The sequence below is a fragment of the Caballeronia sp. INDeC2 genome (genome assembly GCF_023631325.1).
Taxonomy (GTDB): Bacteria; Pseudomonadota; Gammaproteobacteria; order Burkholderiales; family Burkholderiaceae; genus Caballeronia.
In genome coordinates, this window is record NZ_JALQDG010000001.1 from 197,207 (window position 1) to 216,473 (window position 19,267).

General features: G+C 64.4%; 17 protein-coding genes. 11 read left to right on the forward strand and 6 right to left on the reverse strand.

Annotated features, from left to right (window positions below; all coding sequences use genetic code 11):
* Positions 1-2: 2 nt before the first annotated feature.
* Complete coding sequence (locus NCS28_RS01000; protein ID WP_250512145.1) at positions 3-302, reverse strand: YciI family protein; 300 nt, start codon at positions 300-302, stop codon at positions 3-5.
* 200 nt (positions 303-502) lie between these two features.
* On the opposite strand from NCS28_RS01000, the gene NCS28_RS01005 reads away from it, so the two are divergent.
* A complete protein-coding gene (locus NCS28_RS01005; protein ID WP_250512022.1) occupies positions 503-1,315 on the forward strand; it encodes a MetQ/NlpA family ABC transporter substrate-binding protein in 813 nt (270 codons plus the stop codon).
* A 64-nt stretch (positions 1,316-1,379) separates the two neighbouring features.
* On the opposite strand, the gene NCS28_RS01010 is transcribed toward NCS28_RS01005, so the two are convergent.
* Positions 1,380-2,306, reverse strand: coding sequence for a bifunctional helix-turn-helix transcriptional regulator/GNAT family N-acetyltransferase (locus NCS28_RS01010; RefSeq protein ID WP_250512023.1), 927 nt, complete (start codon positions 2,304-2,306; stop codon positions 1,380-1,382).
* A gap of 320 nt (positions 2,307-2,626) precedes the next feature.
* On the opposite strand from NCS28_RS01010, the gene NCS28_RS01015 reads away from it, so the two are divergent.
* From NCS28_RS01015 to nagE, 5 genes are all read left to right on the forward strand, one after another.
* Entirely contained in the window at positions 2,627-3,361 is a 735-nt protein-coding gene (locus NCS28_RS01015; protein WP_250512024.1) for a GntR family transcriptional regulator, read from the forward strand.
* A 164-nt stretch (positions 3,362-3,525) separates the two neighbouring features.
* Positions 3,526-4,629 carry an N-acetylglucosamine-6-phosphate deacetylase gene (nagA, locus tag NCS28_RS01020; protein WP_250512025.1) on the forward strand — a complete coding sequence of 368 codons (1,104 nt, stop codon included), beginning with the start codon at positions 3,526-3,528 and terminating at the stop codon, positions 4,627-4,629.
* On the forward strand, positions 4,622-5,629 hold the full coding sequence (locus NCS28_RS01025; RefSeq protein ID WP_250512146.1) for an SIS domain-containing protein: 1,008 nt from the start codon (positions 4,622-4,624) through the stop codon (positions 5,627-5,629). The genes nagA and NCS28_RS01025 overlap by 8 nt, the downstream gene beginning before the upstream one ends.
* Before the next feature lie 12 nt (positions 5,630-5,641).
* A complete protein-coding gene (gene ptsP, locus NCS28_RS01030) occupies positions 5,642-8,227 on the forward strand; it encodes a phosphoenolpyruvate--protein phosphotransferase (RefSeq protein WP_250512026.1) in 2,586 nt (861 codons plus the stop codon).
* Positions 8,228-8,364: 137 nt separating this feature from the next.
* Positions 8,365-10,152, forward strand: a complete 1,788-nt coding sequence (nagE, locus tag NCS28_RS01035; RefSeq protein WP_250512027.1) for an N-acetylglucosamine-specific PTS transporter subunit IIBC — start codon at positions 8,365-8,367, stop codon at positions 10,150-10,152.
* A gap of 128 nt (positions 10,153-10,280) precedes the next feature.
* Here the strand turns inward: nagE and rpoH are convergent, their stop codons facing one another.
* Positions 10,281-11,216, reverse strand: coding sequence for an RNA polymerase sigma factor RpoH (gene rpoH / locus NCS28_RS01040; protein ID WP_250512147.1), 936 nt, complete (start codon positions 11,214-11,216; stop codon positions 10,281-10,283).
* 362 nt (positions 11,217-11,578) lie between these two features.
* Here rpoH and NCS28_RS01045 point away from each other — a divergent pair, with 362 nt between their 5' ends.
* Both NCS28_RS01045 and NCS28_RS01050 read left to right on the forward strand, forming a co-directional pair.
* Complete coding sequence (locus tag NCS28_RS01045; RefSeq protein ID WP_250512028.1) at positions 11,579-12,145, forward strand: acyloxyacyl hydrolase; 567 nt, start codon at positions 11,579-11,581, stop codon at positions 12,143-12,145.
* Between the two features lie 45 nt (positions 12,146-12,190).
* Positions 12,191-12,574 (forward strand): nuclear transport factor 2 family protein, encoded by a 384-nt coding sequence (locus NCS28_RS01050; RefSeq protein ID WP_250512029.1) that lies wholly within the window; start codon positions 12,191-12,193, stop codon positions 12,572-12,574.
* Between the two features lie 16 nt (positions 12,575-12,590).
* On the opposite strand, the gene leuA is transcribed toward NCS28_RS01050, so the two are convergent.
* Both leuA and ybiB read right to left on the reverse strand, forming a co-directional pair.
* Entirely contained in the window at positions 12,591-14,243 is a 1,653-nt protein-coding gene (gene leuA / locus NCS28_RS01055; RefSeq protein ID WP_250512030.1) for a 2-isopropylmalate synthase, read from the reverse strand.
* A gap of 415 nt (positions 14,244-14,658) precedes the next feature.
* Entirely contained in the window at positions 14,659-15,651 is a 993-nt protein-coding gene (gene ybiB, locus NCS28_RS01060; protein WP_250512031.1) for a DNA-binding protein YbiB, read from the reverse strand.
* Positions 15,652-15,977: 326 nt separating this feature from the next.
* Here ybiB and NCS28_RS01065 point away from each other — a divergent pair, with 326 nt between their 5' ends.
* The 3 genes from NCS28_RS01065 to NCS28_RS01075 are packed head-to-tail and all read left to right on the forward strand — an operon-like array spanning position 15,978 to position 17,960.
* Positions 15,978-16,676, forward strand: a complete 699-nt coding sequence (locus tag NCS28_RS01065; protein ID WP_250512032.1) for a fumarylacetoacetate hydrolase family protein — start codon at positions 15,978-15,980, stop codon at positions 16,674-16,676.
* A gap of 10 nt (positions 16,677-16,686) precedes the next feature.
* The gene (maiA, locus tag NCS28_RS01070) at positions 16,687-17,331 is read left to right on the forward strand and encodes a maleylacetoacetate isomerase (protein WP_250512148.1); all 645 of its coding nucleotides are present in this window, start codon (positions 16,687-16,689) and stop codon (positions 17,329-17,331) included.
* The gene (locus NCS28_RS01075; RefSeq protein WP_250512033.1) at positions 17,328-17,960 is read left to right on the forward strand and encodes a LysE/ArgO family amino acid transporter; all 633 of its coding nucleotides are present in this window, start codon (positions 17,328-17,330) and stop codon (positions 17,958-17,960) included. Before maiA ends, NCS28_RS01075 begins: the two co-directional genes overlap by 4 nt.
* A 33-nt stretch (positions 17,961-17,993) precedes the next feature.
* Here NCS28_RS01075 and ftsY read toward each other — a convergent pair whose 3' ends face one another.
* A complete protein-coding gene (gene ftsY / locus NCS28_RS01080; protein ID WP_250512034.1) occupies positions 17,994-19,226 on the reverse strand; it encodes a signal recognition particle-docking protein FtsY in 1,233 nt (410 codons plus the stop codon).
* Positions 19,227-19,267: the final 41 nt, after the last annotated feature.

The window sequence follows — 19,267 nt, forward strand, 5'->3', positions numbered from 1 at the left end:
TTTCAGCCGTCCGAAGACGGTTCGGGCAGATTCAAGCCGGGCGCGAGCCGCGTCGCCTTGAATTCGGCGATGTCGTAATGCGCGAGCCCTTGTTGCGCGAACGGATCTTCCGCGATGATCGCATCGAGCCGATCGCGCTCGATCCCCGACGCCAGAATGACGCCGCCGTCGCGCGGCACTTTCGGCCCCGCGATGACGAAGATGCCCGCCGCGAAATAACGTTCGAGGTAGACGCGATGTGCTTCGAGGGCATCGTCGATCTCGGCGAGCGCGCCTGTGTATCGCAGATTAATGACGTACATGATGATGCGTGCCTCCGGCGCGAGAGTTCGTGACATGCTGCGACGATTCTATCCGCACCCTGCCGCAAGGGATATTCACATGAGCATTCTGTATTTCAAATCGCACCATTGCTGTGCGAACATCCGTCACCCGGTTTGAATAGCTCGCCCGGGACGAATCAGGCAATCCAGCAAGAACGCATCATCGAAACAGGAACACCATGCAGGGCAGAAATTTGCTCAAAGCCATTACCGTCGTCGCAGCGTCCGCCGCGTTGTTCACGAGCCTCGCCGCGCACGCCGATGACAAGGCGATCAAGGTCGGCACCATCAGCGGCCCCGACGCGCAGATCTGGCAAGTCGTGCAAAAAGTCGCGAAACGCGAAGGGCTCAACGTGAAGGTGATCGAGTTCAACGATTACGTTCAGCCGAACGCAGCGCTCGACGCCGGCGATCTCGATGCGAACAGCTTTCAGCATCAGCCGTATCTCGACAGCCAGATCAAGCAGCGCGGCTACAAGATCGTCAACGCGGGGCTGACGTATATCTCGCCGCTCGGCGTCTATTCGAAGAAGCTGAAGTCGCTGAAGGACCTGCCGCAAGGCGCGAAGGTCGCGGTGCCGAACGATCCGTCGAACGAGAATCGCGCGCTTCTGCTGCTGCAATCGCAAGGCGTGATCAAGCTAAAGGCGGGCGCTGGCACGAACGGCAACAATGCGACGGCGCTCGACGTTGCGGAGAATCCGAAGAAGGTCAAGCTCGCGGAGCTCGATGCCGCGCAACTGCCGCGCACGCTCGCCGACGTCGATGCCGCAGCGATCAACACGAACTTCGCGCTCGCGGCGGGTCTGCAGCCGACGAAGGACGCGATCGCGCTCGAGGACGTGCATAGCCCGTACGCGAACCTGATCGCGGTGCGCGCGAAAGACAAGGACCAGCCGTGGGTGAAGAAGCTGGTCGCGGCTTACCAGTCCGAAGACGTGCGCCAGTTCCTCAAGAGCGAGTTCAAAGGCTCGGTCGTGCCGTCGTTCTAAGGGCGATTGCGAAGTCGATATGCAACGGCGTCCCGCGGGACGCCGTTTTTGTTCGCACCGCGGCTCAGTCGACGAAGCTAGGCTGCAGTTCCCGTTGCCACACGATTCCCTTGGGTCCTTCCGGCAGCGCCGTAAAACCGGTTCGCATGAACAGCGCGCAAAGCTCTTCGTGCGGTTCATCCAGGCGGCAGATCACCTGATCGTAGCGAGCGCCGTGCGCGAAGTTCGTGCATGCCGCGACGAGGCGCTCGCCGATCCCGCGCCGCCGCGCGCCCGGCTCGACGAAGAGCAGTTCGATGCGTGCCTGATTTTCGGACTCAGCAGAAAGCAGAGCCGCGCCCACGCGCATGGCGTTGCCTTGTTCCGCTACCCAGCAAGCGATGCGCGGGGTGTTCGCCTGCATCTCGCCGAGAAAACGCGCGACCGTCTTTGCCGTGCGCGCCTCGCTGAAGAGCTTCGGCCGCTCGCCGGAATAGAGATGAGCCTGGCGCTCGATCATCCAGCCGAAGTCTCCGGCGCGGGGCACGCGGAGCCGGGTTTCTCCTTCGACGCTCGCCGGCGAAAGCAGCCGCTCGACGTCCGCCATAGCAGTGCACAGCTGATCGATCTCGGCCATGGTCAGCCGCTTGAGCAGCGAAGCGGTTTCGGCGGAGACGTGCAGATCGATCTCGTCGACCCGGGCTTTCGCCTCGGGCGTGATGCGCAGTAGATGCGCACGGCCATCCAGCTCGTTTTTTCGTCGCGCGACGAGTCCGAGCTTCTGAAAGTTGTTGATCAGCCTGCTCAGATAGCCCGTATCCAGCCCGAGGTTGCGCGACAAGTCGGCAGCCGTGGTGGCCCGCGCTTGCGCAAGCTCGTGCAGGATGCGTACTTCAGTCAGTGAAAAGCTGCTTTTATGCAGCCGCTCGTGGAGCGCGCCGGTATGGCGCGCATAGAAGCGGTTGAAGCGGCGCACCGCTTCGACGGCCCGGCTCGGATCAGAACAGCGCATCGCGTCGGTCTCTCATCGATATTGTTCGAATTAATTGTGAATCCGAACTAATGCGAGCATTGTGCCAAAGAAGCACGACCGTGCGAATACGAAAATGCCCGAAAAATGGGTTATCGGGCAATTAAGCAACCAGTTCATCAACTGGACTGCGAATAGGGGTAAGTCCTGATAGCAGGTTAGGCGTCATCTTGCCCACATAGGTTCTTATAACTCATTGATTTATTGGTGAAATATATACCTGACCTACGTCAATGATCTACCGTTGACTGGTATTATGTTGGTTATATAATGGGCTCCACTTCAGCACGTGAGAGCGTCCGATGCAGCATCGCTGGCAGGACTTGACGCCGGACGCGCAGAGCGATACGCCGCTCTATCTACAGTTGGCATCGCGTCTCGCCAAGGCGATTCACGCCGGCAATTGGGCGGCCGGCGAGGCGCTGCCTTCGGAGCGCACGTTGTCGGAGGGCGTCGGCGTGTCGCGTATCACGGCGAGAAAGGCGATTGCGCTGCTCGTCGAGCAAGGCTTGATCCGGCGCGTGCGCGGGGCGGGCAGTTTCATCACGCCGCGGGTCGAAGATCCGCTTTCACGGCTCACCGGTTTCACCCGAAAGATGGAACAACGCGGCTTCACGCCGGATTCGGTCTGGCTAGATCGCGGACTGCGGGCAGCGAATCGCGACGAAACCGTGCGTCTGGGTTTGTCGCCGGGTGCATCGGTTGCGAGCCTCAGACGGCTGCGGCGCGCGGACGGCACCGTGATGGCAGTCGAGCATTCGACCTTGCCCGTCGCCGTGGTGCCGGACCCGCTCGCGATCGGCGCGTCGCTGTATCGGCATCTGGAGGAGCGCGGGTTGTCGGTGGTGCGTGCTTTGCAGCACTTTCGCGCGGTGAACGCGGGCGCGGAAATCGCCCGGTTGATGGGCGTGGCGCCGCGAGCCGCATTACTGGTAATTACGCGCATCGGCTATTCGGCCGATCAGCGCGCGATCGAGTTGACGGACACCTACTGTCGCGACGATTACTACGACTTCGTCGCCGAACTGCATCGATAAGCGTCGGCACAGACGCGCATGACCCGAGACGCATCGAGAGAGCAAACAAGAGAACGAGAGGACCCAAGGAAGCCGTTCGCTTCTTTCGCGACGAAAGCCTGCTCGCAGCACGGCGCGGACGGCACTGAACCTCATTCATGCATCGCGTACTTCCAGAGAACTTCATGCTGAAAGGAAACATACTCACGACCGACGGCTGGATCCACGGTGCGATCCGCGTCGAGAACGGCCGCGTGACGGCGCTCGAAGGCCATATCGCCGATCCGCTCGCCAACGACGCGCCGTACATCCTGCCCGGCTTCATCGACCTGCACGTGCACGGCGGCGGCGGGCGCGACATCATGGAAGGCGGCGACGCGGCGGACACCGTAGCGCGCCAGCACGCGCAGCACGGCACGACGAGCCTGCTCGCCACCACGATGACCGCGCCGCGCGACGAACTCATGGAAGTCGTCGCGGGTCTCGGCGAACAGGCGAAGCACCGCGCCGCGGGCGGCGCTCGCATGCTGGGCGTGCATCTGGAAGGCCCGTACATCAATCCCGGCAAGCTCGGTGCGCAGCCGGACGCCGCCGCGGTCGCGGTGCGCGACGAAGTGCTCAAGTATCTCGAGCTCGCGCCCATCCGCGTGGTCACGATCGCGCCGGAAATCTCGGGCCATCTGGACATCATTTCCGATCTGTCCGCGCGCGGCGTGCGCGTGCAGCTCGGGCATTCGCTCGGCACCTACGACGACGCCGTCAACGCGCTCAAGCACGGCGCGCGCGGCTTCACGCACTTGTTCAACGCGATGTCGCCGCTGCATCACCGCGATCCCGGCATGGTCGGCGCGGCGCTCGCGCATGCCGAATACGCCGAGCTCATTCCCGATCTGCTGCACGTGCATCCGGGCGCCATTCGCGCCGCGATGCGTGCGATCCCGCGTCTCTATGTCGTGACCGACAGCACGTCGGCGGCGGGCATGCCGGACGGCGAATATCGGCTCGGCAGCCAGCACGTCACCAAATGCATGGGCGGCGTGCGTCTCGCGGACGGCACGCTCGCCGGCAGCACCCTGACGATGGATCAGGCGCTGCGCAATCTCGTCTCGCTGGGCATTCCGCTCGCGGACGTTTCGAATCGCCTGTCGCGTTTCCCCGCCGACTATCTCGGACTCGAAGACCGCGGTCGCATCGCGCGCGGCGCATGGGCCGATCTCGTCGTGCTCGACCGGGAACACGCGCTGACAGCCACGTATGTCGAAGGAGAATCAATTGTCGAATATGCTTAACGAGGCGCTGGAGTCCGCCGACGTCGTCGCGGCCCAGCTCGCCGATACCTCGCGCATCGAAGAGCTCGCGGTCAAGCTCGCCGAGCAGCCGCGCCATGTCGCGCTGACAGTCGCGCGCGGCAGTTCCGATCACGCCGCCAGTTACTTCGCAAGCCTGACGATGAGCCGCATCGGCGTGCCGGTCGCATCGCTGCCGATGTCCGTCGCGACCCTTCAGCAAGCGCCGCTGCGCGTCTCCGGACAACTCGCCGTTGCGTTCTCGCAATCGGGCAAGAGCCCCGATCTCGTCGGCACGATGCAGGCGCTGCGCGATGCGGGCGCGTTCACCGTCGCCGCCGTCAACGTCACTGGTTCGCCGCTCGAAAGCGCGTGCGAATATTTCCTGCCGCTGCTCGCCGGCCCCGAGCTTTCGGTCGCCGCGACCAAAAGCTATATCGCGATGCTGTCGCTGTCGGCGATCGTGATCGCGCACGTTCAGCGCGACATCGAATTGCTGAACGCGCTGAAATCGCTGCCCGACGCGCTGCGTGCCGCGGGCAAGCTCGACTGGACGCGCGCCGTGTCCGAACTGAAGGACGTCGATCGCATGATCGTGATCGGCCGCGGTCTCGGCCTCGCGATCGCGCAGGAGGCCGCGCTCAAGCTGAAGGAAACGTCGGGCATCCAGGCCGAAGCATTTTCCAGCGCGGAAGTGCGCCACGGTCCGATGGAAATCATCGACCGCGACTATCCCCTGCTCGTATTCGCGCCGCGTGGGCCGGAACAGGCGGGTCTCATCCAGCTTGCCGCCGATATGCGCGCTCGCGGCGCGCGCGTCCTGCTCGCCGCACCCCCGGATGTCGCGGACGCGGAGCTGCAGCTCGTCGCCACTGATCACCCCGCGCTCGATCCGATCGCCGCGATCCTTTCTTTCTACGTGATGGCCGCGGGTCTGGCCGCCGCGCGCGGGCGCAATCCCGACGCGCCGCGCCACCTGAACAAGGTCACCGAAACCCATTGAGCGAGATAGCCGATGCGCCGTGCCGAGGAGTCACTGTTGAACCATTCCATCGATAACCCGAACGACGTCGTGTTGCTCGCGCCGTTCACCGGTCCCGTCGTGCCGCTCGCCGACGTGCCGGACCCCGTATTCGCCGAGGGCATGTTCGGCGACGGCATCGGCATCGATCCGCTCGATAACGTGCTCGTCTCGCCCTGCGACGGCACGATCACGCATCTGGCGCGCACGCATCACGCGGTGACGGTGCGCACGAAAGAGGGCGCGGAGATTCTCGTGCATATCGGCATCGACACGGTCGAGCTGAGCGGCAAGGGTTTCACGCCGAAGGTCGAGCAGGGCGCGACGGTGCGCGCGGGCGATCCGCTCATCGAGTTCGATACGGACTTCGTCGCGCAGCACGCGCCGAGCCTCGTCTCGGTGATCGCGGTCGCGAACGGCGATGCCTTCGACGTCATCGATCGCGCCGGCCGCGGCATGCTGAAGGCGGGCTCCCGCATGCTGGTGCTGCGCGCGAAGCAAGGCGCGAAAGCCGATTCGGCACGCGCGGGCGCCGTCGTGCTGGAAGAGGCGCGCCGCAGCCTGACGCTGGCGCACGCGGGCGGTCTGCACGCGCGTCCGGCTGCACGGGCGCGCGAAGCGGCGCGCGGTTTCGACGCGAAGGTCGAAGTGCGCTACGAAGGCCGGAAGGCGCCGGTTGAAAGCGTCGTCGGTCTGCTCGGTCTCGGGGCGGGCGAGGGCGCGACCATCGAACTGGTCGCCATCGGCGGGCAGGCGCAACAGGCCATCGAAGCGGTCGCCGCTGAATTGCTGCGCGCGGCGCAAGGCGAAGTCGAAGAGACGCCCGCGCGTGCGAAGTCGCCCGCGCCGTTCGCCAAGGCCGGATCGGGCGAGCCGCTGCCGCCGAACACGCTCGCCGGCGTGTGCGCCGCGCCAGGCATCGCGGTCGGCAAGCTCGTGCGCTGGGACGATCAGGAAATTGTGCCGCCCGAACAGGCGGGCGGCTCGTCGGCGGCGGAAAGCCGTGCGCTCGACAAAGCCATCGCTCAGGTCGATGCCGAACTCGGCGAAACCGTGCGCACTGCGTCGCAGCGCGGCGCGGTCGGCGAAGCGGGCATTTTCGCGGTGCATCGCGTGCTGCTCGAAGATCCGACGCTCGTCGATGCCGCGCGCGATCTGATCAGCCTCGGTAAAAGCGCGGGCTTCGCGTGGCGCGAGGCGATCCGCGCGCAGATCGCGCTGCTCTCGAACGTGAAGGACGACCTGCTCGCCGAGCGCGCCGCCGATCTTCGCGACATCGAAAAACGCGTGCTGCGCGCGCTCGGTCTGAACCACACGGCGGCGCGCGAACTGCCCGAAGAGACCGTGCTCGCGGCCACGGAATTTACGCCGTCCGATCTGTCTTCGATCGACCGCACGCGCGTCACCGCGCTCGTCATGGCGCGTGGCGGCGCGACCTCGCACGCGGCGATCATCGCGCGGCAGATCGGCATTCCGGCGCTCGTCGCCATAGGCGATGCGCTGCACGCGATTCCCGAAGGCACCCAAGTGGTCGTGGACGCATCGGCGGGACGCGTCGAGCATGCGCCGACCGCGCTCGACGTCGAACGTGCGCGCAACGAACGCGATCGGCTCGCGGGCGTGCGTGAGGCGAATCGCAAGCTTTCGCAGCAAACCGCGTCGACGAAGGACGGCCGGCATATCGAAGTCGCCGCGAATATCGCGACGCTCGACGACGCGAAGGCCGCCGTCGAAAACGGCGCGGATGCAGTCGGCCTGTTGCGCACCGAACTGCTGTTCATCCATCGCCAGTCGGCGCCGACGGTCGTGGAGCACGCGCAAAGCTATCAGGGCATCGTCGATGCGCTGGCTGGCCGCACCGCGATCATTCGCACGCTCGATGTCGGCGCGGACAAGGAAGTCGACTATCTGACGCTGCCGCCCGAAGAAAACCCGGCGCTCGGTCTGCGCGGCATCCGCCTCGCCCAGGTGCGCCCCGATCTGCTCGACGACCAGTTGCGCGGCTTGCTCGCCGTGAAGCCGCTCGGTGCAGTGCGCATTCTTCTGCCGATGGTGACGGATGCCGGCGAACTGCAGCGCTTGCGCGCGCGCATCGACGAACTGGCGCGCGAAGCCGGCCGCACCGAGCCGATCGAAGTGGGCGTGATGATCGAAGTGCCGTCGGCGGCGCTGCTCGCGGATCAACTCGCGAAGCACGCGGATTTCCTTTCGATCGGCACCAACGATCTCACCCAGTACACGCTCGCGATGGACCGCTGCCAGCCCGATCTCGCCGCGCAGTCCGATGGCCTGCATCCCGCCGTGCTGCGCCTCATCAAGGCGGCGGTGCAAGGCGCGGAGAAGCACGGCAAATGGGTCGGCGTGTGCGGCGCGCTCGGTGGCGATCCGGTTGCGGCGCCCCTGCTCGTCGGCCTCGGCGTCACCGAGTTGTCGGTCGATCCGGTGTCGGTGCCCGGCATCAAGGCGCGCGTGCGCAATCTCGATTACCAACTGTGCCGTCAGCGCGCCGAGGACTGCCTCGCGCTCGAATCGGCGCAGGCAGTAAGAGCGGCAAGCCGCGAAATCTGGCCGCAGGACTAAGCGTCGGCGCGTCGGCCAGAGCTGGCGTTTCGGCGCTCGCTCCGGTCTCGCGCCAAGCGACGGACGGATGCGCGGAGCCTTCAACCCCAGCAATCCCCGAAGCAGTAACGACAAGACTTATATTTTTGGAGAACCCGATGGACGCCAACCCGTTTGCAAAAATGCAGCGACTAGGTCGCGCGCTGATGCTGCCGATCGCCGTATTACCGGTGGCCGGCCTGCTTCTGCGTCTCGGCCAGCCCGATGTCTTCAACATCAAGATGATCGCCGATGCCGGCGATGCGATTTTCACCAACCTGCCGCTGCTGTTCGCGATCGGCGTGGCGGTGGGTTTCGCGAAGGACAATAACGGCACGGCGGGTCTCGCCGGCGCGATCGGCTATCTCATCGAAGTAGCCGTGATGAAGGACATCAACGACAAGCTCAACATGGGCGTGTTGTCGGGGATCATCGCCGGTGTGGTGGCGGGCTATCTGTACAACCGGTACAAGGACATCAAGCTGCCCGAGTATCTGGCGTTCTTCGGCGGCAAGCGCTTCGTGCCGATCGTCACGGGTGTCGCGTGTCTGATACTCGGCATCGTGTTCGGCTACGTATGGCAGCCTGTGCAGGCGGCGATCGACAGCGCGGGCAACTGGCTGACGACGGCCGGCGCGCTCGGCACCTTCGTGTTCGGCGTGCTCAACCGGATCCTGCTCGTGACGGGTCTGCATCACATCATCAACTCGCTCGCGTGGTTCGTGTTCGGCTCGTTCACGCCGCCCGGCGGCGGCGCGGTGGTGCACGGCGACCTGCATCGCTTCTTCGCGGGCGATCCGACCGCGGGCGGCTTCATGACCGGCTTCTTCCCGATCATGATGTTCGGCCTTCCGGCTGCGTGTCTCGCGATGTTCCATGAAGCGCCGAAGGAGCGCCGCGCGATCGTCGGCGGTCTGCTGTTCTCTATGGCGCTGACCGCGTTCCTGACGGGCGTGACCGAGCCGATCGAGTACAGCTTCATGTTCCTCGCGCCGGTTCTGTACGCGATCCACGCCGTGCTGACGGGCCTGTCGCTCGCGATCTGCTCGGCGCTCGGCATTCATCTCGGCTTCACGTTCTCGGCGGGCGCGATCGACTACGTGCTGAACTACGGCCTGTCGCAGCGCGGCTGGATGGCGCTCGTGATCGGCGTCGTCTACTTCGTCATCTACTACGGCCTGTTCCGCTTCTTCATCCGTAAGTTCAACATGGCGACGCCGGGCCGCGAGCCGGCCACGACCGACGCACAAACCGACGCCGATACGACGGTCGCCGGCGGTCTGATTCCGCCGGTTCCAGGCGCGGTGGCGGCATCGAACACGCGCGCTGCAAAGTACGTCGCGGCGCTGGGCGGTGCATCCAATCTGACGCTCGTCGATGCCTGCACGACGCGTCTGCGTCTGTCGGTGGTGGATTCGGAGAAGGTGTCGGAACCGCAGTTGAAAACCATCGGCGCGCGTGGCGTGCTCAAGCGCGGCGCGACCAACGTGCAGGTGATCATCGGACCGGAAGCGGACCTGATCGCCGATGAAATCCGCAGCGAACTCGAGCACTCGTCGACGCGCGGCGCGACGCCCGCTTCGTCGACACCGGCGCAACCGGTGGCAGCGACGGCGAGCGTCGATCAGACGCCCGGCCCGCTCGATCCGGATCCGTTCCGCTGGCTCGCAGTGTTTGGCGGCGCGACCAATGTCGCATCGCTCGACGCGGTGGCCCAGACGCGCCTGCGCGTGGTCGTGCGCGATCCGTCGTCGGTGGATCGTCAGCGTTTGTCGACGCTGGATGTCGCGTGGGTGTCGGCCGATACGTTCCATATCGTCGTGGGCGCGGCGGCGCAGCGGTATGCGACGCAATTGTCCACGCGCTTGTCGGGCAACGGCGGCGGTGCTGCGCCGATGCCGGCGTGATGCGATGAACGACGCTTGAAAGCGGGCGGCGCCTTCGGGCGCCGTTTGTTCATCCGCGCGAGGCCAAAGAAAAAGCCCGCCGTCATCGACGGCGGGCTTTGCAGTTTTTGCTACGACACAGTCAGGTGTTACGCAAACTCGTGCAGCGCCGAGCGCATCTTCTTCATTGCGCTCGCCTCGATCTGGCGGATGCGCTCCGCCGAAACGCCGAACTCGTCGGCCAGTTCATGCAGCGTCTTGCCGCCCGAGCCGTCGTCCTGCACCTCGAGCCAGCGCGCCTCGATGATGCGGCGGCTGCGCTCATCCAGCGATTCGAGCGCTTCGGCCAAGCCATCGCTTTGCAGCTTGTCGAACTGGCGCGCGGCGATGACGTTGGTCGGCTCGTTATGCGAGTCCGCCAGATAGGCGATGGGCGCGAACGCTTCCTCGCCGTCCTCGACCTGGCCTTCGAGCGCGATATCGCCGCCCGACAAGCGGGTTTCCATCTCCGCGACTTCCTCGCGCTTGACGTTCAACTCGCTCGCGAGACCTTCGATCTCGTCCGGCGTGAACGCCGAATGGCTGGTCTTGTGGCTGCGCAGATTGAAGAACAGCTTGCGCTGCGCCTTCGTCGTCGCAACTTTCACCATGCGCCAGTTGCGCAGGATGTATTCGTGAATCTCGGCCTTGATCCAGTGCATGGCATACGACACCAGGCGCACGTTTTGCTCCGGGTCGAAGCGCTTCACGGCTTTCATCAGACCGATGTTGCCTTCCTGGATCAGGTCCGCGTGCGGCAGGCCGTAACCGAGGTAGTTACGGGCGATCGACACGACGAGTCGCAAGTGCGAAAGCACGAGCTGGCGCGCGGCGTTCAGGTTGCCCTGCTCGCGGAATTCGGTGGCGTACTGACGTTCCTCCGCCTGCGAAAGCATCGGAATACGGTTCACTGCTTGTATGTATGAATCGATGTTGCCGATCTGGCCGGTAAGCATCGAAGACTGTGCGTACGTCAGCGCGCCTGCCGAAGATGCCTTGGCAGGTGCCGAGCTCACAACATTCGGAAGGGTCATCGCATTGGTCACGCTCATAAGCTCCTTATCAACAATTCATTCGCCGCTTAACAACAGCGACAACTCAGACACGATATTAGCACTCCGGTTCAGCGAGTGCTAAGTGTTAGAGAGGAGGGGAATGCGGGAGTTCCCACAAATGCTATCGAATTTGCGGAATCAATAGGACAGACCGTTGCGGCAAACGTAGAAAAAAATACCGATCGTGTGTGCGCTTTCGAATCGATTACCGCTTCGGTGCGCTGCGGCGAAAGAAAATTCAACAAAACGGGGTGCGTGGCTGCGATTCCTGCAGATTCTGAAAAACGTCTCTAGAATGCGCCAGACAACGCTCTTAAGGAAACACGCCCGTCATCCGAGAAAATGGGGTGCTCATGCATAAAAACAAGAGTTCGTGGCATCGTCCGCTGTCCCGTGTGGCGGTTTGTGCCGCATTCGGCCTCGCGTCGGCGGCCGCTCACGCCGATCGGTTCGGCCTTCAGATCGCGGGCGGCGTCGCCGATCGCGACATCAAGAAAGCCGACCTCGGCGCGGTCTGGGATCCCGGCCTCACTTGGTGGGAGATCGGCGGATTCCACTTCACGCTCATCGGCGAAGGTCACGTGTCGTATTGGCACACGACCGAGGACAACGCCGTCCATCCGAACATCTGGGAATTCGGCGTGACGCCGGTACTGCGCTTCGTGAAGAGTTCGGGCTATTTCCGGCCGTTCATCGAGGCCGGCGTCGGCGTACGGCTGCTTTCGCATACCCGCATCACGCAGGATTTCTCCGTGGCGACGTCGTTCCAGTTCGCGGATATGGTGGGCGTCGGCATGATCTTCGGCGAGAAGCAGAACTATCAGGCGGGCTATCGGTTCCAGCATCTATCGAACGCCGGTATCAAAGAGCCGAATCCTGGTATAAATTTCAGCCAGCTATATCTGCAATACAACTTCTGACGAGGCGCCGGCGCATCGGTTCCTCGACACAAGGGGACTCGACAGATGCCGGCAAAAACCATTGAGGCCATTCGCGGCCTGGAGCGCGACCGCTTCCGTGCGATGGTCGAGGGCGACGGCCCGGCGCTGGACGCGCTGCTGGCCGAGAACGTCAGCTACGTCCACACGAACGGCAAGCGCGAGACGAAGCGCCAGTTCATCGACGCGATCACCGCGGGCCGCCGGCGTTATCGGCAGATCGAAATCCAGTCGCAGGACGTGCTGCCCGCCGGCCGCGACACGTGCCTCGTCTCGGGGCGCGCGCTGATCGAGATGGAATCGAAGAACGGTGCGCTGCTGTTTCCGATCGCCTATACCGCCGTTCACGTGCAGAGCGAGGGCCAATGGCAGTTGCTCGCGCTGCAGGCGACGCGCGTGGCGCTCGAATAGCCACGCGCGCCGTTCGTCAGGCTTCTACGGCTTCGTCCTGCCGCACGCTCCCTACGACGCGCCCGGAGCGGTTCACGGCGCTCACGACCGCATCGGCGACAGCGAGCGCCGGATTCGCATGCACCGCGACGCCGAAGCGCGCCGGGCCGTCGCCGACGCGGCAGCCGACGAACGCCGCCGTATCGCCGCCCGCCGTCATGGCTGTCTCGAACCAGTTCACGTTCGCATTGACGCCGAGCGCTGCGGCGACCGTCTGCGCGTAAGCGTCGCCGCTCGTCGCGCTCGCCGGCGGCGCCACCGTGACGCGCTTTCCGAATACCGACAACGTCGATACGTCGACGCGCGAAACCGGCCCGCCCGCGTCGAAATACTCGCGCTTGAAGAGTTCGCAGATCGCGTCGCCGCCGATTTCGGCGCCGGATGCATCCGTGATCTGCTGCACGGCGTGGCTGAACTCGATCTGCACGCGGCGCGGCGGCGTGAAGCCGAGCCCGCGTTCGAGCAAGTAAGTGGAGCCGCCCTTGCCGGACTGGCTGTTCACGCGGATCACGGCGTCGTAGCTGCGGCCGAGATCGGCGGGATCGATCGGCAGATAGGGCACTTCCCACACCATGCCCGGCACGCGCTGCGCGAATCCCTTGCGGATCGCGTCCTGATGCGAACCCGAAAACGCGGTGAACACGAGGTCGCCCGCGTAAGGATGGCGCGGATGCACGGGAATCTGGTTGCAGCGCTCGACGACGCGTCGCACGGCGTCGATATCGGAGAAATCGAGTCCCGGGTCGATGCCTTGCGTGTAGAGATTCATCGCGAGCGTGACGAGATCGACGTTGCCGGTGCGCTCGCCATTGCCGAAAAGACATCCTTCGATTCGATCCGCGCCCGCGAGCACCGCCATTTCTGCCGCGGCGACCGCCGTGCCGCGATCGTTATGCGGATGCACCGACAGCACGATGCTGTCGCGAAAACCCATGTTGCGGTCCATCCACTCGATTTGATCGGCGAACACGTTGGGCATCGCGGCTTCGACCGTCGCGGGCAGGTTCACGATCATCTTGTGATCGGGCGTCGGACGCCACATTTGCGCGACCGCGTCGCAGACTTCGCGCGCGAACGGTAGCTCCGTCATGCTGAAAGTTTCGGGCGAGTATTGATAGATCCAGTGCGTCTGCGGCCGCGCCGCCGCGAATTCCTTGATGACGCGCGTGCCTTCCACTGCAAGCGCCTTCACTTCGTCTTTCGACTGATTGAACACAATCTTGCGGAACGACGGCGCAATCGCGTTATAGAGATGCACGATCACCTTGCTCGCACCCTCGACCGCATCGAACGTGCGCTCGATCAGCTCGCGGCGCGACTGCACGAGCACTTCGATGGTCACGTCGTCCGGAATGCGCTTTTCGTCGATCAACTTGCGCACGAAATCGAAATCGGTCTGCGACGCCGACGGGAAGCCCACCTCGATTTCCTTGAACCCGATCTTCACCAGCATCTCGAAGAACTCGAGCTTCGCGGCGATGCTCATCGGCTCGATGAGCGACTGGTTGCCGTCGCGCAGATCGGTGCTCATCCAGATGGGCGCCTTTTCGATCGTGCGATTCGGCCAGCGGCGGCCATTCAGACGGACTTGCGGAAACGGGCGGTACTTCTCGGCGGGGTTCGGCATCATGATCGTCGATCTCTCTTCGGACAGTGTGCGTAGCGCCTGCGAGAGAGGCCGTGTCCGGCGGCTGGCCGGGCGTGGCGGGATGCACGTGAGACGAAGCGGCGCGCGCATATCACGGAATCACCGGCGACGGTGACGCCTGCGACCAACGTGAACGTGCGCGAAGCAGCGTGCATTTGACCCTCGCGTTTCCGTTTCGCGGGATGCGCGAACGAAAAGCTGACGACTACAAGTGATAAGAAAAGGAACTACTGGGACTGCTGGCAGGACCGGGCGCCTTGCGACGCGCGGCGCTACGTCTGGCGACTTACGCTAGACGTAGCGATAGGGGCCGCGCTAGGCGGCCCGGGATAATTCGGAGGGAGGAAGGCTGGGTGAAGCTCATGCGAACGACTTTAAACCAGCGTTGAATACCGTGTCAAATGGGATTTGCCTGATCGACGGCCGGTTTGCGCACCACATTGGCGATCACTTCGACCTGGCGCGCGACGGCGGGCGGCACTGGCACATCACCGCGCAGCACGCATTCGATCCACCGCGCGGTGGTTGCGGCGTCGAGCGTTTCGGGCAGTTCGACCTGCGGCGCGTGCGGCTGCGAATGCTCGGGCGCGATCAGCGTTTCGACGTGGCCGTCGTGGAACCAGTCGACCTGCACCTGACGGCGCGTGTCCGCAACGGCTTCGCCTTCGGTGCCGCGCGCGAGCAGTGCGCCGCCCGCCGCCGCGTCCGGATGCTCGGTGAAAAGCGACGTGAGACTCTCGCGATACTCCGGATGCGTGTAATTGACGAGCCTCAGACCCGGCTCGGCGAACGGCTGGAGAATTTTCACGAGCGTGTGCGTCGAGTTGCGCACGCCCATGCGGTGTCTCAGCACCAGGAGGCGCGCGAGCTTCGGCGCAAGCACGGCGATCGGTGCGAACGCAAGACGGCGCGACGCGAGGCTGTCTTCGATTTCATCGTGCGAAGCCGCGTGCGCGATACCCAACTCGGTGAAAATCTCCGCGCTCGTGACGCGGCCCGGATCGGCAGTGACGCCGTGCACCAGCACCGGCACGCCTTCGCGCGCGAGCAAGAGCGACAGCAGCGGCACGAGATTCGGCGTCTTGCGCGCGCCGTTGTAGCTCGGAATCGACACGGGCCGCGCGTGTTCACGGCCATCCTGAACATGCAGCGGCTCGAACGAGCGATGCGCTGCGCAAAGCATCGCGGCAAGCTCGGCGGCGGTTTCGCCCTTGACGCGATAGGCGAGCAGAACCGCGCCCAGTTCGAGTTCGGCGACGCGATCGTCGAGTATTGCTTCGTAGAGGGCGTAGGTGTCGTCGTGCGAGAGGGCGCGCGCGCCGTTCGGCCCGCGGCCGATTTCCTTGATATAGCGCGCGCAGGCGAAAGTGGGGGGAGCGGAGTCGGTCATCGGAAAGTTGGCGGATCGGGTGCTCAATTCCGTACTGTGAGCGATGCCGTCGCGCGTTTTAAGGTGCAAGAAGTTTATTGAGTACCGTATTTGACGAGCGCTGGCAAGGTGCACCGAGCGACCGTTTCGCGCGAATTTCGTCCGATGCCTGCTCATGACGAAGCGCCGGCCGACCCGCCGATAGCTCGCCGAAAGCTCGCAAAGCCGCGCCCGACAAGCTTCGCCACGATTTGCGCGCGCACGTTAAACTCCTTTTTCTCGCCGGCCGTTCGCGCTGGCGCATTCGTTCATGAATCTGCACGTCAAAACAGCAACAGGAGAGCGGAATGACTTACGTGTTTCCTCCGGCGCCGGCCGCAGCGGTGCCCGTCGATGGTTCGAATGAGCAGTTTCCGGTGCGCCGCATCTACTGCGTCGGCCGTAACTACGAAGCCCACGCGCGCGAAATGGGCCACGATCCGGATCGCGAGCCGCCGTTCTTCTTCAGCAAGCCCGCGGATGCCGTGCTGTACGTCGCGCCGGGTTCGACGGGCGAATTCCCGTATCCGTCGCAGACGAAAAACCTGCACTTCGAGATGGAACTCGTCGCCGCCATTGGCAAGCAGGGCCGGGACATTCCCGTCGATCAAGCGCTCGATTACGTCTACGGTTACGCGCTCGGCCTCGACATGACGCGCCGCGACCTGCAAGCCGAAGCGAAGAAGCTTGGCCGTCCGTGGGACACGGCGAAAGGCTTCGACCGCTCGGCGCCGATCGGCCCGATCCATCCGGTGTCGAAGGTCGGGCATCTGGAAAAGAGCGCGATCTGGCTCACCGTCAACGGCGAGGAAAAGCAGCGTTCCGACATCTCGCAACTGATCTGGTCGGTGGGTGAAACCGTCGCGTATCTGTCGACGCTATTCGAGCTCTTTCCCGGCGATCTCATTTTCACCGGCACGCCCGAAGGCGTCGGCGCGGTCGTGAAGGGCGATCTGCTGAAGGGCGGCGTCGACGGCATCGGCGAATTCGCCGTGCGCGTGGTCTGAGCGCATGAACATGAAGCTCTACAGCTATTTCCGCAGCTCGGCGGCGTATCGCGTGCGCATCGCGCTGAATCTGAAAGGGCTCGCTTACGACTACGTCGGCGTGCATCTGCTGCGCGACGGCGGGCAGCAGCTCAAGCCCGAGTATCGCGCGGTGAATCCGGACGGCATCGTGCCGGCGCTCGTCGTCGGCAACGACGTGCTCACGCAGTCCCTCGCGATCATCGAGTATCTCGACGAGACGCATCCCGAGCCGCCGCTTCTGCCGAAAACCCCGTCCGACCGCGCGTTCGTCCGCTCCGTCGCGATGCAGGTCGCGTGCGAAATTCATCCGCTGGACAATCTGCGCGTGCTGAAGTACCTGAAGCATCAGGTCAAGGTGCCGGACGAAGCGAAGGACGCGTGGTACAGGCATTGGGTCGAGACCGGCTTCGCGTCGCTCGAAGCGCGGCTTGCCGCCGACAGGCGTGTCGGCGCGCTGACCTTCGGCGACACGCCGACCGTCGCCGATCTGTGCATCGTGCCGCAGGTGTTCAATGCGCGGCGCTTCGGCATCGACGTGACGCCTTATCCGACGATCGCGCGCATCGCCGATCACGCCTGCACGCTCGATGCCTTCGCCCGGGCCGCTCCGGCGCAGCAGCCGGACGCCGAATGACGGCAGCGGACTCTGCCGGAGCGCTGTCGGGTTATTTGTCGGGTGCGGGGCTGGGGGCGAGCCTGATCGTCGCGATCGGGGCGCAGAATGCGTTCGTGTTGCGGCAGGGGTTGAAGCGCCGTCACGTGGGCATCGTCGTGTCGATCTGCGCGTTCATCGACGTGCTGTTGATCGCGCTCGGCATCGGCGGAATGGGCGCGCTCATCGCGCGTGCGCCCTTTCTGCTCGACGTGATCCGCTGGGCAGGCGCGGTCTTCGTGTTTCTGTATGGCTTGCGCGCGTTTCTCGCGGCCTGGCGCGGACCGGGGCATCTGAACGCGTCGGACGGCGATTCGCAGACGGCGATCGGCGCGGCGTCCACCGTGCTCGCGCTGTCGCTGCTCAATCCGCATGTCTATCTCGATACCGTGGTGCTGCTCGGCGGCATCGGCGCGCAGCGTGGCTGGCCGGGGAACGCGTGGTTCGCGGCGGGCGCGATGTGCGCGTCGGTCGTCTGGTTCACGGCGCTCGGTTATGGGGCGCGTCTTCTGGAGCCGTGGTTCGAGAAGGACGTGTCGTGGCGCGTGCTCGATGTGATCGTCGGCTGCGTGATGTGGTGGATCGCGCTTTCCCTGACGTTCGCGCGATGAAAAAAGGCGTCCACGCGGACGCCCTCTTCAAGCTCAACCAAGCAACGCGTCCGCGAATTCTTCCGCGCTGAACGGCTGCAAATCCTCGACTTTCTCGCCCACGCCGATAAAGTACACCGGAATGGGCCGCTGACGCGCGATGGCGGCGAGAATGCCGCCTTTCGCGGTGCCGTCGAGCTTGGTGACGACAAGGCCGGTCAGACCGAGCGCATCGTCGAACGCCTTCACTTGCGCGAGGGCGTTTTGGCCCGTGTTCGCGTCGATAACGAGCAGTACTTCGTGCGGCGCGTCGGGCATCGCCTTCGCGATCACGCGGCGCACCTTGCGCAGCTCTTCCATCAGATGCAGTTGCGTCGGCAGACGGCCGGCGGTGTCGGCCATCATCACGTCGATCTTGCGCGCACGCGCCGCGCCGACTGCGTCGTAAATCACGGCGGCGGCGTCGCCGCTTTCCTGCGCGATCACCGTCACGTTGTTACGCTCGCCCCAGACCGTCAGTTGCTCGCGCGCGGCGGCGCGGAACGTATCGCCCGCAGCGAGCAGCACCGATTGGTTGAAGTGCTGCAGATGCTTCGCCAGCTTGCCGATGCTCGTCGTCTTGCCGACGCCGTTCACCCCCGCGATCATCATCACGAGCGGTTGCGCGCGTCCGAGCATCAACGATTTTTCTAGCGGGCGCAGCAGATCGACGAGCAATTCGCGCAGCGCGGCCTTCACTTGCGACGCATCGGTCAGACGCTCCGCGCGCACTTTCTCACGCAGCGATTCGAGCAGGAACTCGGTGGCATCGACGCCGGCATCGGACATCAGCAGCGCGGTTTCGAGTTCTTCGTACAGGTCTTCGTCGATCTTCGCGCTGACGAAAATGCCCGTCAGGTTGGAGCTCGTCTTTGAGAGACCGTGACGCAAACGCGACATCCACGATTTTTTCGCGACCGGATCGGGCTCGGGCGGCGGCACGATTTCCTCGCTCGCCAGATCCGTTTCCGGACCGCGCGCCCATTGCGATTGAGTGCGGCCTTGCCAGTATTCCTTCGATTCTTCCGCCCGCGCCTCGACGGGCGATGCGGGAACGACGGGAACAGGAGGTTCTGCGGGCGCCTCGGGCTGCGCCGCTTCCGACGGCGGCGCTTCGGTGGCAAGCGCTTGCCGTTCCAGCTCTGCGTCGGAGATTTCTTCGTCCTCGGCCGCCTCGACGGTTTCTTCCTGAGGAGCGTCGAGCGGCGCGTCAGCCGGCTTTTTGAATTTCTTGAAGAAGCTGAACATGGATTTTGACGATGATGCGCGCGTGAACCGATGGCCTCTTG

Bases quoted from the DNA above. Each gene is read 5' to 3' on its own strand.
- NCS28_RS01000 (WP_250512145.1), bottom strand. From the start codon at position 302: ATGTACGTCATTAATCTGCGATACACAGGCGCGCTCGCCGAGATCGAC.
- ftsY (WP_250512034.1), bottom strand. From the start codon at position 19,226: ATGTTCAGCTTCTTCAAGAAATTCAAAAAGCCGGCTGACGCGCCGCTC.
- NCS28_RS01050 (WP_250512029.1), top strand. From the start codon at position 12,191: ATGCCGGCAAAAACCATTGAGGCCATTCGCGGCCTGGAGCGCGACCGC.
- nagA (WP_250512025.1), top strand. From the start codon at position 3,526: ATGCTGAAAGGAAACATACTCACGACCGACGGCTGGATCCACGGTGCG.
- ybiB (WP_250512031.1), bottom strand. From the start codon at position 15,651: ATGACCGACTCCGCTCCCCCCACTTTCGCCTGCGCGCGCTATATCAAG.
- NCS28_RS01025 (WP_250512146.1), top strand. From the start codon at position 4,622: ATGCTTAACGAGGCGCTGGAGTCCGCCGACGTCGTCGCGGCCCAGCTC.
- leuA (WP_250512030.1), bottom strand. From the start codon at position 14,243: ATGATGCCGAACCCCGCCGAGAAGTACCGCCCGTTTCCGCAAGTCCGT.
- NCS28_RS01045 (WP_250512028.1), top strand. From the start codon at position 11,579: ATGCATAAAAACAAGAGTTCGTGGCATCGTCCGCTGTCCCGTGTGGCG.
- maiA (WP_250512148.1), top strand. From the start codon at position 16,687: ATGAAGCTCTACAGCTATTTCCGCAGCTCGGCGGCGTATCGCGTGCGC.
- NCS28_RS01065 (WP_250512032.1), top strand. From the start codon at position 15,978: ATGACTTACGTGTTTCCTCCGGCGCCGGCCGCAGCGGTGCCCGTCGAT.
- ptsP (WP_250512026.1), top strand. From the start codon at position 5,642: ATGCGCCGTGCCGAGGAGTCACTGTTGAACCATTCCATCGATAACCCG.
- NCS28_RS01075 (WP_250512033.1), top strand. From the start codon at position 17,328: ATGACGGCAGCGGACTCTGCCGGAGCGCTGTCGGGTTATTTGTCGGGT.
- NCS28_RS01015 (WP_250512024.1), top strand. From the start codon at position 2,627: ATGCAGCATCGCTGGCAGGACTTGACGCCGGACGCGCAGAGCGATACG.
- NCS28_RS01005 (WP_250512022.1), top strand. From the start codon at position 503: ATGCAGGGCAGAAATTTGCTCAAAGCCATTACCGTCGTCGCAGCGTCC.
- NCS28_RS01010 (WP_250512023.1), bottom strand. From the start codon at position 2,306: ATGCGCTGTTCTGATCCGAGCCGGGCCGTCGAAGCGGTGCGCCGCTTC.
- nagE (WP_250512027.1), top strand. From the start codon at position 8,365: ATGGACGCCAACCCGTTTGCAAAAATGCAGCGACTAGGTCGCGCGCTG.